This is a genomic window from Sphingobacterium detergens, from assembly GCF_003610355.1.
Classification (GTDB): Bacteria; Bacteroidota; Bacteroidia; order Sphingobacteriales; family Sphingobacteriaceae; genus Sphingobacterium; species Sphingobacterium detergens.
In genome coordinates, this window is sequence record NZ_RAPY01000001.1 from 522,649 (window position 1) to 535,645 (window position 12,997).

General features: G+C 39.4%; 11 protein-coding genes. 9 read left to right on the plus strand and 2 right to left on the minus strand.

The genetic code is table 11. The features are described from left to right. Window positions 1–27 precede the first annotated feature (27 nt). From DFQ12_RS02250 to DFQ12_RS02260, 3 genes are all read left to right on the plus strand, one after another. Complete coding sequence (locus DFQ12_RS02250) at window positions 28–294, plus strand: hypothetical protein (RefSeq protein ID WP_120257404.1); 267 nt, start codon at window positions 28–30, stop codon at window positions 292–294. Window positions 295–407: 113 nt separating this feature from the next. Further along, on the plus strand, window positions 408–1,118 hold the full coding sequence (locus DFQ12_RS02255; RefSeq protein WP_120257405.1) for a hypothetical protein: 711 nt from the start codon (window positions 408–410) through the stop codon (window positions 1,116–1,118). Between the two features lie 252 nt (window positions 1,119–1,370). Continuing rightward, a complete protein-coding gene (locus DFQ12_RS02260; protein ID WP_244211658.1) occupies window positions 1,371–1,916 on the plus strand; it encodes a hypothetical protein in 546 nt (181 codons plus the stop codon). A gap of 50 nt (window positions 1,917–1,966) precedes the next feature. Here the strand turns inward: DFQ12_RS02260 and DFQ12_RS02265 are convergent, their stop codons facing one another. After that, window positions 1,967–2,992, minus strand: coding sequence for a helix-turn-helix domain-containing protein (locus DFQ12_RS02265; protein WP_120257407.1), 1,026 nt, complete (start codon window positions 2,990–2,992; stop codon window positions 1,967–1,969). A gap of 94 nt (window positions 2,993–3,086) precedes the next feature. Here DFQ12_RS02265 and DFQ12_RS02270 point away from each other — a divergent pair, with 94 nt between their 5' ends. The 3 genes from DFQ12_RS02270 (at window position 3,087) to DFQ12_RS02280 (ending at window position 9,408) form a co-directional block, all read left to right on the plus strand. Continuing rightward, window positions 3,087–5,333 carry a TonB-dependent siderophore receptor gene (locus DFQ12_RS02270; protein WP_120257408.1) on the plus strand — a complete coding sequence of 749 codons (2,247 nt, stop codon included), beginning with the start codon at window positions 3,087–3,089 and terminating at the stop codon, window positions 5,331–5,333. Between the two features lie 871 nt (window positions 5,334–6,204). Next, on the plus strand, window positions 6,205–8,616 hold the full coding sequence (locus DFQ12_RS02275; protein WP_120257409.1) for a TonB-dependent receptor: 2,412 nt from the start codon (window positions 6,205–6,207) through the stop codon (window positions 8,614–8,616). Window positions 8,617–9,045: 429 nt separating this feature from the next. Next, window positions 9,046–9,408: a helix-turn-helix domain-containing protein gene (locus DFQ12_RS02280; RefSeq protein ID WP_120257410.1), complete on the plus strand. Its 363-nt coding sequence runs from the start codon at window positions 9,046–9,048 to the stop codon at window positions 9,406–9,408. 6 nt (window positions 9,409–9,414) lie between these two features. On the opposite strand, the gene DFQ12_RS02285 is transcribed toward DFQ12_RS02280, so the two are convergent. Continuing rightward, window positions 9,415–10,164: a DUF6683 family protein gene (locus DFQ12_RS02285; protein ID WP_120257411.1), complete on the minus strand. Its 750-nt coding sequence runs from the start codon at window positions 10,162–10,164 to the stop codon at window positions 9,415–9,417. Between the two features lie 181 nt (window positions 10,165–10,345). Here DFQ12_RS02285 and DFQ12_RS02290 point away from each other — a divergent pair, with 181 nt between their 5' ends. The 3 genes from DFQ12_RS02290 to DFQ12_RS02300 are packed head-to-tail and all read left to right on the plus strand — an operon-like array spanning window position 10,346 to window position 12,891. Beyond that, a complete protein-coding gene (locus tag DFQ12_RS02290) occupies window positions 10,346–10,945 on the plus strand; it encodes a hypothetical protein (RefSeq protein WP_147420312.1) in 600 nt (199 codons plus the stop codon). Next, window positions 10,881–12,254, plus strand: coding sequence for a sensor histidine kinase (locus tag DFQ12_RS02295; protein ID WP_120257413.1), 1,374 nt, complete (start codon window positions 10,881–10,883; stop codon window positions 12,252–12,254). The genes DFQ12_RS02290 and DFQ12_RS02295 overlap by 65 nt, the downstream gene beginning before the upstream one ends. Continuing rightward, window positions 12,244–12,891: a response regulator gene (locus DFQ12_RS02300; protein WP_120257414.1), complete on the plus strand. Its 648-nt coding sequence runs from the start codon at window positions 12,244–12,246 to the stop codon at window positions 12,889–12,891. The genes DFQ12_RS02295 and DFQ12_RS02300 overlap by 11 nt, the downstream gene beginning before the upstream one ends. Window positions 12,892–12,997 lie beyond the last annotated feature (106 nt).

Genomic DNA, 12,997 nt, shown 5'->3' on the forward strand with positions numbered 1-12,997 from the left:
GAACTAATTTTTTGCTAATTTGCACACATGTCAATGCAAGCAAATACCTATCAATTATTTTCCAAGGAGATTCTATCAATCTGGAAAAACCAAGATGTGTCCTATATTAAGGTAGAAGAATTGTCTACCATCGAAGGGATTACCTTTTTTGAGCTAATACCTGATTCGGAGCTTTTGGATGGGGGAGAAGTCGATACACTTTATGCGATAGATTCGGAGGATGTCGATGATATGCTATTATTCAGTAAGAATGTTAAGTTTGTCGTCCACAATATTTATTTGGAAGAGGATTAAGTGGATTGGGCGGTTCTATAATACCGTTATGTCAGTTTTTTTATTTTTTGTAGCAAGGAGGGTATGTTTTACGTATTATGTAAATAACACATTATATAGTAAACCTGATAATTATGAAATTAATCCGACTATTTTCCCTGATAGTTCTTTGCGTAGCTTGTAAAAAAGATAATCAGTCCTACGAAGAGCTCTATAAAAAAGCCGATACGAAACTCGTTGAAATAGAAAAGTTGGTCAAGACATCATCTTGTAACGATCTTAGCAGTTTGCAAATTGATAGTGTTATTGGAGGGTATAATGGCGGTTACAATAGCGTTTACAAATACTTCCCTGTAGGTAATGAGATAAAAAATGCCTACAATAAACTAAAATCAGAATATATATCGTTGCTGGAGGCCGCTAGAAAAATAGATGAACGGCCAATATTTGATATGTTAGTCGAATCCGAACCTCATTTTGGCATCGGTTGTATTGATGGTTTTCCAAAAGTACTGTTGGCATCGGATTTCAATTTTGAGCAAACGAGAGAAAAATTGAATACGAATATAAGGGCATTAGAAACTTTCTATGCTAATCCAATCTGTCATAACCCGAGTAATTGGTATGCGCTACCAATAGCTAAAGACTGCAAATTGAAATATGTGCTATTTCAAAATGATGCAAATAGCGAAAGCAGAAAGGATTTTAATGCTATCTATCGTCAACATAAAGCCTTATCTCGTAGACTGGCTAAATTAGATCCCAACTATGTAAAATGTGAAAATTTACTTGCTTCTCACAAAAACGTACGTTGTGAAAACAATAAACCGGTGATAGAAGAATAGCAGATTGCCGTAATTTTTATTTTATCGAATCTTTCTCAGCATCCGGATTGACAAGATTGAGTTTCTGTATAGCTTTTGGAAAAATTAGCGATCAGGAATACGAAAGGCTATAGCAGATTTACCATAAAAAACTGGGAAAATAGCGCTTTCTAAGAATAATTGTTAAGCTGACAAAAGCGGAAATAGCCCACTCTATAGATAATACAAATAATTGTATGATGAATATAGCGTATATTCGAGGTAAATTCCTGTATGATGAATGAAATATTTGCGCAATGTGTTCCGTATAATGCCCTGCTCCGAGGACGAATTGGAGGGAACCCACCATTAACGATAGAACAATCGGTACCCAAGGAATATAAATTCTATGCCACTTTAATCCATCCTGAAAAAAATGATACCATGATGTCTATTTTAATACATGGAGATTTTGATACGTTAATTGATAATAACATTTACCCTTCAGTTGCTATTCAGGTAATCGAACATGCCTATTCGGAAGAGGGTACCAATGGTGATTCTTGTTTGTTCCAACTCGGTAAATACTCGATTAGTGAATACGTTGATAAGCAGATTGGTGATTTTCTGTTTTTAAAAGCTGGTGGATTACCGCGGTTGATTCAGTCTAGTAAATTTTACTATGAGCAACTTGAGAAGGATGGATATACTTTTTTTCTGCAAATTGAAGAAGAAGGATACTTAGAGCTTTCGGAATATGTTTTTGCATATGGATCTCTCTACCTTTATAAGCACAGTTCCACAGGTCGGATAATACCCGGATTCTGGCAATTTTCATAAACTATTATTGCTGTTATTAAATTGAAGTAATAGAACAAAAGTCGTCTGAATCAATTATCAGACCTTTTAAAAGACGCTTTTTCTTCATGCACAGTATCCGATTTCTTTCGAATCTGATTGGGCGCTATGCCACATTGCTTTTTGAATGCGACGGAAAAGGACGAGGGCGATGAGTACCCTGTTCTGAAGGCAATCTCTTTAATGGATAGATCAGTTGTTTTCAAGAGGGAGATTGCTTCCTGAATATGTACTTTAGTTGCAAATTGGAAGAGCCCCATACCGAATATTTCCTTGAATCCCTTTTTCAATTTGTATTCATTGACGCCAAATTTGATAGCCAGTTGCTCGATGGTATAAAATTCTCCGGTATTCTTTACAATAAAATTTTGAATCGTATAGAATATATTGGCATCAGTCACCCCATAAGTACCATTCATATTGCTTTGTTTTTTTTCTTGATCAATCCATTCAAATAGCAATTGCAGGAGGATCATTGTTCTGCCTTTCATAAAGTACTGTCGCTGAATGCCTGTTTTGCGACAGGATTTCATCTCTTGGAGGATATGAAGCATCTGTGGACTGAGGGGAACACCTTCTTCAACCAAACGAACAAAATTATTCTTGTCGACCTGGGCGATAAATGAGTCCACCAGCTGCATTTCGGCAACAAACTGATGAAAATAGTCGGATTCCACATAAATATCGAAATTACGATAGGCAATGTCTTTCCTGAAAAATATCTCCACATCCGCTTCGGATGGTGTGAAATAGATATAATTGTGCTGCGGTAGATAGCTATTTTGCTTATTGTTAATGCTATCCTTTAGCACATGCTGATTCAGAAAAAAGGCAATCTGAATATAGTTTTTTGTTGAAGTTCTATATGTTAATGTAATGTCCCGTGTGTAAGTATAAGCATAATCCCTAATGATAAATTCCGGACTGTCATAGATATAAGTTGTGGTAAAATTTCCTAAAGGAGTTTCCAGATGTTTTACCGTCTGGTCATCTTCGTCCTGATCATAAAAGCATAATACTTCGTCCATCAGTTCCCGATTTGTTTTAATTGCTCCCATATTCTAATGTTTTTCTCCCGAATTCGAAATTTGATTGCCCAAATGTGCTCTACTTTTGCGATGTAAATTTAATTATATTAATTCTAAATAGCGTATGTTAAAGAAAAGTATTCTCTGGAGCATCTTGGTTTTGCCCACTGTGGTACTGGCTCAGAGCGGTAGGACGGAAAAAGAGAAGAATAGAATAAAACTGGCTGTCGACTCCACAAAGGTGGATAGTACAAAATCCTATGTGCTGTCGACCGCCAACGTTGTTGCCAATAGAACAACAATACCATCTTCGACTTTACGTCTGGGCGAAAATCTTTTGGTCACACCGCAAAATATTCAGGTTATAGACCAGCGTCTACTCAATGATCAAATGATATTAACGACGGCTGAAGGTCTGTCGCGGAACGTAAGTGGTGTACGGACGATCACACATCAGGAGGAGGGGAGTGTAGGGATTGCCGTACGTGGATTTCAAGCGTCGAATCTCCGTAATGGGATGGACGTAAGTGGTAGTTTCGGGCCACTACGTGAAGATATGGCTTTCGTGGAGCGCGTAGAATTTGTGAAGGGCCCAGCAGGTTTTATGATGGGTAATACACAGCCTGGTGGTTTCTATAATATTGTGACCAAAAAACCATCGGGAAATAATCAACGAACAGCACAAATGACCCTGGGGAGTTACAATCTATTGCGCGCTGCGGTTGATATTGACCAGCGGTTGAGTAGTGACGGGAAGTTTTTAGGACGGTTTAACGTCATGGGAACCAAGAAGGGAAATTTTCAGCAAAATGTCGGTCACGAACAATTCGTTTTGAACCCATCGTTTAAGTATAATGCCAGCGAAAATACAAACGTAATATTCGAATATATTCTCTCACAGAATAATTTTGAAGGTGGATTTTCAAAATATGCCTATGGTATAGACGGTTTTAAGGAGGTGAAAAAGAACTTTTCATTTAGCGATCCGATTATGGATCCGACCAAATCCTGGGAGCACAATATCTACGGGACAATCAACCATAACTTTAACGAGGATTGGCTCTTGACAGCACAGTTCGGTTATGTAAGGTCCGAAATGGAGGGAGCCTCGCTGTATGCAAATTATAATGCAATTGCTTTAAAAGATGGTGCTGACGGTGTTAAAAAGGGCGATGTAACACGCAACGTCAGTATTAATGATGCCTTGAATACTTCGACCGTAGGACAGGTATTTACACGGGGAAAATTCAAAACTGGAGAGGTCAACCACAATATTCTGGCTGGTTTAGATATGGGAAAGAAGTTCTATGTAGCGGATTGGTCTGTTGCAGGTAGCATTGTTGATCCAAGCAAAAAGCTGCCGGTCAATGCCCGTGGAGAGGTGATCTTTAATATCTATAATCCGGTTTATGGCAATTTGACCAAGGATATGTTGCCAGTATATGACCGTTCCAAATCATTACGGGAACGTGGTGCCAATTATCTATCGGATTACTCATACAGTTCTGTCCATATTCAGGATGAAGTTCGTTTTTTGCAGGACAAACTTAGGGTCGCTGCTGGTCTACGGTATACTGCAACAAAGAAGGTATCTATTGCCAATAATGGTAATGAAGTTAAAAATGAAGCATTTACACCGCGGTTTAGTGTGACGGGGTTGTTGACACCTACTTTTACCCTTTATGCGTTGTATGATGAAACATTTCAGGAGCAAGTGGGACTGTTGCTGGATGGGGGGGCTGCAGATCCATCCTACGGGCGAAATAAAGAGATTGGGCTGAAGAAAACCTGGTTTCAGAATAAATTGATGACCAATTTGACTGCTTACCATTTGACAAAGACCAATATGCTCACTGCGGCTGGAGTTGACAATCCCGGAAGATTTGAACAATCGGGCGAAGCAACATCTAAAGGTATTGAGTTAGACGTCAATGGGGTTATCAACAAAAACTGGAATGTAGTATTCAATTATGCCTATACCGATGCCAAAGTGACAAAAGATAAGGATCCAAAAAAGATTGGCGGAATGTTGTATGGTACTGCCCGTCATATTAGCAATGCCTGGATAAAGTATACCATTGCCGAAGGGAATTTAGAAGGCCTCGGATTTTCTGCGGGTTATGAATATCAGGCGAAGCGTGCCACTTGGCCAGTTGTCCAAGACCATAAGTACCTTCCTGATGACTTGTTTTCCATCGACTTGGGGGCGTCCTATCAAAAAAACAACTATCACATTGCACTACTGGTCAACAATGTGACCAACCGTTATAATTACGTCGGTTTCTATCCCGGAGCCTGGAGATATACGCACTATGGATGGCGGGCAGTCAATCCGCAGGGATTTAGGTTGAACCTAGCCTATAAGTTCTAATACATGCCGTTACACAGTAAAAATTATTTGTCACATATTTTACTGGGGGGTGTCCAAAAAAATCGGGCACCCCTATTTTTATGCAGTTCTGCTTATTTCCCCCGACAATCTTATGTTGACTATGCCATACCAGATAAATTATTAGAAAAAGCGGCACTAAGTAAGAGTGATACACGTATATATAAGCTCACTGATACCGTTTTTGTTTATCTATAGGTTAAAAAGTGGACAAAAATACAAGTCTACCATTAACCAGCTGAAATCAACCTTTATGTACCCTAATAGTACCATAAAGGCACACATCGTTTTGTAACAAATTAGTACTTTATCTGTGCTTTATCTGTACTGGAGACGTACTATATCTGTACTGGGGAACTGCTTTGTTGTATTGAGAAATAAATTTATCTGTTTTCAGTGATTTGTATTAATCAAAACTATTTATTGTTTAAATATAGTTAACATGTCGGAGTGGCCTCAAATGGCTCCAAATGGGTAGGGCAGAGCTATCAAAGTAGCTTCAAATAGATACTGCTAATCATGGCCGATTTGCTCCATTTGTAAATCGTATTTATAATAAAACGATTAGTATGCAATTTCATGATGATCAACAAGGAGATCTGTCAAAGGGAGGAAAACCGTTACAAAAGACCAATCGGCAATTTATACTTTTTGGGATAATTATTTTATCAAAGTACTGGTTCTATTCAAAAACTTGAGCGTCGATTTACCAGTTTTTTGATTACTCAACAGTCATTTTATTTCTATTATTTAACCTAATAGTCAATAGTAAAATGTATTATTATTTATAATTAGTCTAATTAATTTTATTTATACGGTTGGATGTGCTATATTCGGCTCCATAATTTTTTTTATGGGAATCAGATCTATACCTATTGCAGTAGCGATGTTTTCGCTTACAGGAGTCGCCAATGCGCAGACAGCGAGTATCTTTGGTAAAATAACGACAATTGATGGTAATCCGGCGGAGTCGGTCAATTTGACCATCAAAGGAATTAATCGACAGACCCGGACGGATAAAAGCGGGAACTTCAAATTTGACCGATTGAAACCTGGGAGTTACCAGATTGTGGCCAGTTTCACTGGACTAAATCCAATTGAAAAGGAAGTAACTGTTGAAAATAACAAACCTGTTATCCTGGATTTTGCTTTAAATGAGAACTACGCACAACTGCAGGAGGTGCTGGTATCTGCTTTCAAAGTCAACCGAACAACCAGCGCTGTAGCCAAGATGCCATTGAACAATATAGAGAACCCGCAGGTCTATAGCACCGTTTCACATGAGCTATTAAAACAACAGGCAATCACAAGTTTTGATGATGCCCTGATCCGCAATGTCTCGGGGCTCAGCCGGACATGGGAATCTACAGGTAGAGCTGGGGATGGCGGCGCATATTTTTCCTTACGGGGTTTTGAAGCACAAAGTAATCTTGTCAATGGACTTCCTGGTTTGTCCAGCGGTATCCTGGATCCGGCCGGAATAGAGGAGATTCAAGTCCTGAAAGGACCCTCTGGGACTTTATTCGGTGCCAGTTTTTATGGGTATGGTGGAGTAATCAATACGATTATGAAAAGACCATATTTTGAAAATGGTGGTGAAGTTTCCTACAACTACGGTAGCAATAAGCTGCATCGGGCGACAGTTGATCTCAATGGCGTCCTGAATAAAAGTAAAACCCTGGCACTCAGGATCAATTCAGCCTATCATCATGAACACAGTTTTCAGGATGCCGGATTTAAAAAATCCTTTTATTTTGCACCATCGTTGACCTATCAGGTAAATGACAGGTTGACCGTTAATCTGATGACCGAATTGCTTGATATGAAAAGGGCTGTTGCTCCCGTTTTTTTCCATTCCGATAGGGTAGCACCACTTACATTTAAAAATATAGACGAACTAAACCTTGACCCCAAGCTTTCCTTTACAAGCAATGAACTGACGATCAAAAACCCACGGACCAATATCCAGGGCGAAGTGCTTTATAAAATCAATGAGAACTGGAATTCGCAGACCGTTGTTTCATACGGAAAGGTGAAGTCGAATGGGATATACACCTATATATGGGGTAATCAGGGCAATTTTTTTGACCAATATTTTCATAATGAAAATCAAAAGACAAGGACTTATGATCTGCAGCAAAACTTCAATGGTGATTTTAAATTGGCCGGTTTAAGAAACAGACTTTTGGTTGGTGTTGACTATTTCTCGAGGGATGTCAAGGAAAATGGGTCTGGCTGGGGACTAGGACGTAGGGTAAGCCCCCAGGGGGAAATAAAAGGACCATTGCTTAAAGACGGAACAGTATTAGATCCTGTTCCATTGACCAAGGATGCCATAGATAAGTTGCTGGCGGGGACAAAAGCCGGAGATCCCTCCCATATAAAAAATAGTTCATTTAGCGTGTATGGTTCCGATCTAGTGGATCTTACGGATAAACTCTCCGTTATGCTGAGCTTGCGGGCAGATTATTTTGACTCAAAAGGTGATGTTTCCAATAAAGACGATGATTATAGCCAATGGGCACTATCTCCAAAATTCGGTATCGTCTACCAGATCGTAAAAGATAGAGTCTCTGTATTTGCTAATTATATGAACGCTTTCTATAACATTGCTCCGAACATAACCTATGACGGCAATAATGTAAAAATAGGCGTAAAGTCATTTAAGCCCGAGCGAGCCAATCAATGGGAATTTGGTACCAAAGCGAACCTGATCAAAGATAGACTATGGACTACATTAGCATTGTACGACATTACTGTTGCAAATAGGGTGTACAGTACACCAACCGGATCTGTACAAGGCGGGAAGGTAGAAAGTAAGGGCTTTGATTTTGATATTGAAGCACTTCCTTACCAAGGAGTTTCGGTAAAAGCTGGATTTAGCTATAATGATATCCAGATAATTGCCGGAAATGGAAATGATTTCTATAATGAAAAAGGACGCGCTCCCGGAGGACAAGGGCCAGGTACTTTAGCCAACCTTTGGGGAAGTTATCAGATTCAACATGGGAACCTGCGGAATCTTGGTTTTGGAATTGGAGGTAACTATGGTGGAAAATATAAGGTAATAGACAATAGTGTGACGGGTGTATTTGAACTTCCGAGTTATGCGCTTTTAAACGGCAGTATTTTTTATTCTTTTCATAAATTCCGCGTAAACTTTAATATGAACAATATCAATAATAAACAATACTATATCGGTTATTGGTCCGTTAATCCACAGCAAAAAAGAAATTTTGTGGCAACGGTTTCCTACAAACTGTAATCGAAGATCCTGACCAAATTGGAGTAGATTCAACTGAAATCTTTCGAAGGTTCTTCAAAACGGCAGATCATTGTATTGATTTGCCGTTTTTGTTTTTATAAACGGAAGGATTTTACCGCTTATTTATCTTTCTTATCACCTAAGTCAATTGCAGATATTCCCGCCTGATTTCACGCATCGTTGTGGCGGATACAGCTGATGAGATTACCTCCGATATGAGTTGAATAATTCCAGGGAGGATGTACCGGATTTGAGTAAGGTAACAAGTAGTCACCAATTGTGCTATAAGTTCCCGTTTTTGTTCTTTTAATTACAGTTTTCGTCCTACATGTAAACGCACAGTGAATACTAACTTTATTGCCAACGAAAAATCTATTGAGTTCCTCTGAACGGTAACTTATAGACGAGATTACAATCAAATTTATAACTATGATGATCGAAGGGAGATATTTAGGTAGTAAAAAAGAGGAGGAGACAATCCTTGCATTTAAAACACTCATTGAGCAGCATCTTCAACAACAAAAGCGATTGGATTTTTATCTGTCTGAGCTCAATATTTCAAAATTGGAGTTAGAGCGAATGTTCGCAGATGTATTGGGTTTATCTCCTACAAAATTTTTGCGAAATTATATCGTAGAGCACATTAAGAAAGATTTGACAACAACGGAAATACGCATGAAAGCCCTTTGTGCCAAATATGGTTTTACGTCGGCTTCAGCACTGACACGTTTTGTGAAGTTAGTCACTGGTATGACTCCCAGCAAGTATAGGGCGTTGAAGTATAAAGAGTAACAGCTACTATTTCTCGATAAGCCCATCATTATTGAAGGTGTATTTTTGGAGATCGATTCCAGAAACCTTAATGGCACCTTGTCGTATGTTTTCACGTGTTGTTTCCCAATTCGCTGAATTGTTGGTCTTTAATTGCTCTTGGCGAGCGTAGGTAAAGATAATCGCCATATAGGATAGAATTTCAGCAATTTCCTGTTTCTGATCATTGTTGAAAGCTGAGACTGCCGGATTATTGCTCATAACGTCATTCATCTGCTTTCTTAGATTCTGAATCCCTTGGGGATACTTTGCGACATCACCATTGTTGACAGCCTGCCAGGATAGTGCAATAAATGCGGTGAATACATCCGCCAGATTATGGCTGCTAAAGCCGTAGGGTTTCAGTAGTTTGTTAAACTCTCCCAGAAAATTAGCATTCTTTATGACCTCTGTTGTCGTTTTTATTTTATCCCTGTTTCCGTTTGCAGCCATAGACGCAACCATATTCAAGACCTTGTCCTGAATTTTTGTAGAAGAGGTGAAATTTAGATTAACAGCAAGATTTTTAGTGTGAGGTTCCTTTTTACCGATAACTTTATTATTGGTATTACCTTTCATTCCTCGCTCAATCGAACTTTTTGTCGTTAAAAACATTGCGTTATTGAACGCTCCCTGATACATTATTCCCGGATTACCGATTTGTGCGATAGCCTCAAGATTGGATAAAAAAATCGTAAACAGTGTAATCAGACAAAATGTTATTTTAGAATTTTTCATGTGAGATTTATTTAAGTATTGAAAACGATGAAAGTCCGGTGGAGCTTATTGCTATTGTATCGGCGTTGAATATCGTTCTCCTATCAAATTTCAGTTTTATCTGTTTGGGACGCAATACTCCCAATGGAGTAATTTTCAGTATTTTAAATGGCTCTTCCCGATAATTTAGTAATATTACATAATGGACTTTGTAAGATCTATAGTGATGCTTTTTATCTGTTGCGCTTCAGTTACTGTTTGCGCACAGCAGGCTTTGGTTGACAGCCTGACGCATCGTCTCAATAAAGTCCAAACTATGGCGAAAAAGGTCGAAATTTACTATCAAATGGGCGATGATCTGGTTAACCAGGATACGGCAAAGGCTGTTTCTTTTGTTCGAAAGGGGCTCTCATATGCCAAAGGAAGTCCGTTTTATGAAGGACTTGGGTATTTCTACCTGGGGCGTGTCTATATGGAATTTTCACGCAACAAAGCGGTAAAATCGTTTGATAGCGCCATTTATTACCTTGCGCCAATCGCTACAGCAGAATCTGTGATCTACCAAAGTCGTGCCTGGGCGAATAAAGCAGTTCTGGCACAGATGAATGGGGACAATACAACCTATATTAGGCTATTTTTAGAAAAGGCCATTCCGCTTGCAGGTAAGGGGGGAGACAGTCTACGTATGGCGGATGGATACACCAATGTTTCCTTACCCTTTATGAATTTTGGGCAGTATGAAAAAGCCATACTCTATCTTAATAAATCGGCTGCCCTTTTCAGAAGACTTGGCCCCGAATGATCTCAGACAGATCGATATTTATTGCCATCTCGCAAAAATTTATCTGTTGCAGAATAGGGTGGGTGAAGCTGGGAGAAATCTGCAGCTGGCTAGCGAACTGCTGAAAGATAATCCGACAAGTTTGTATGCGCCCAATTTCCATGCAATTGAAAGTATGTATTTCATCAAGCGCAAATTATGGAAAGATGCTCTTCAGACAATAGAAAAAGGACTACAGGTTGCGGAAAAATTAGGAGCACGTCAGGAAATTCGTCTTTTACGTTATCAAAAGGCCAAGCTTTTTGAAGGACAGCGCAACTGGTCGGCAGCGAAACAGGTTTTGTTGACCATGTACCAGCAGGGATTTGTGGAATTGAACACAGACAAAAAACAGCTTTTTGAAGATCTAGCCACGATAGATTCCAATCTGGGTAATTACAGAGGAGCGTATGAGTGGATGCTAAAACATAGAGTACTCTCCGAAGAAGTGTATGCACAACAGACGAAACTACAGATTGCTGGTCTGGAAGCAAAATATAATTATGACCAAAAAGAAAAGGAATTATTGGTTGCGCAGGAAAAAGCAGAAAGGCAGCGCACTATTATTTGGCTCGTTGTCAGTATTGCAGTTATTGCGTTGATCGTTGTTTATTTTTGGTATCAAAGCTGGAGAAGGAGGACGATTCAACAGTTGCGACAGCAGCAACAAATTGAATTGGGGAAAGCATTGTTGGATGGAGAAGAGCGGGAGCGCAGTCGCTTGGCGAGGGATTTACATGATGGGTTAGGCGGTATGCTAGCGGGGATTAAACTCAATCTTGCCCAGATGATCGAACAACAGGCAAGTCTGGGGGAAGCGGACTTGAAACAAACTGTTGACCGATTAGGATATTCCGTTAAAGAGCTTCGACGGATCGCGCGAAATCTGATGCCTGAATCCTTAGTGCGATCTGGACTTGAAGCCGCATTGAAAGACCTCTGTACAGAAGCTGCCCTACCTATGGTAACAATAAGTTTTAGGGCATTTGATATACAGCCGTATTTTTCGGCACAGGTACAGCTGATGATCTACCGTATTGTCCAGGAGCTTATTTACAATGTCTTAAAGCATGCAGGAGCCTCACGAATCATTGTGCAGTGCAGCCAGTCGAGCGGAATGTTTTTCATTACCGTTGAGGATAATGGTAAGGGGTTTCCGACAGCTGCCCAGACAGACACTGGACAGGGGCTAAAGAATATCCATAACCGAGTTGATCTATTGAATGGAAAAATAGAGGTTGAATCGTCAGTTGAAGGAACAAATATATATATTGAACTGTATGTTGAATAATGATCAAAAGCTGGTAAGTGTTGTCATTGTGGATGACCATCCCGTCGTTATTGAGGGCTTTAAAAATGTCGTGAATAATGGAGAGCAATTGGTACTGAAGAACTGGTTTACATCGGCCTTGGATTTTCAGGTATTTATGGAGGAGGAAACAGCAGATATTGTTCTGTTGGATATTACTTTGCCCGATGGTAATGGCATACAGCTCTGTAGAGAATTAAAACAAAAACAACCACAGATCATTGTCCTGGCTATAAGCAATCTTAGTGAACGTAGCATTATCCAGCAGATGTTGCAGAGTGGTGCCAACGGTTATTTGTTGAAGACAGCGGAGCCAGCTGATATTCTATCCTGTATCAAAAGAGCATTAGCCGGTGAAATTGTATTGAGTAGGGAGGTTAATTCCTTATTTGATTTGAAGGCTTTAAATGAGCCTGCTGAGATACCGGAATTGACCAAACGGGAGCGGCAGATTTTAAATTTAATTGCGAAAGGAAAAAAATCAGCCCAGATTGCAGAAGAATTATTTATTAGTCCGCTTACCGTGAAAACACATCGGGCAACACTACTACAAAAATTTGAAACCGGTAATATTGTTATTGCAATTAACAAGGCAAGGATATATGGTCTCTTAGAATAAGCAAAAGCAGTATAGGTCTATGTTATACACGAGAGAAGTGTCTATTGACATAGTGCGGATTCAATCAAAGCTTGTTCTGTGACGGAGCAAAAGGGGATGAAGCTAA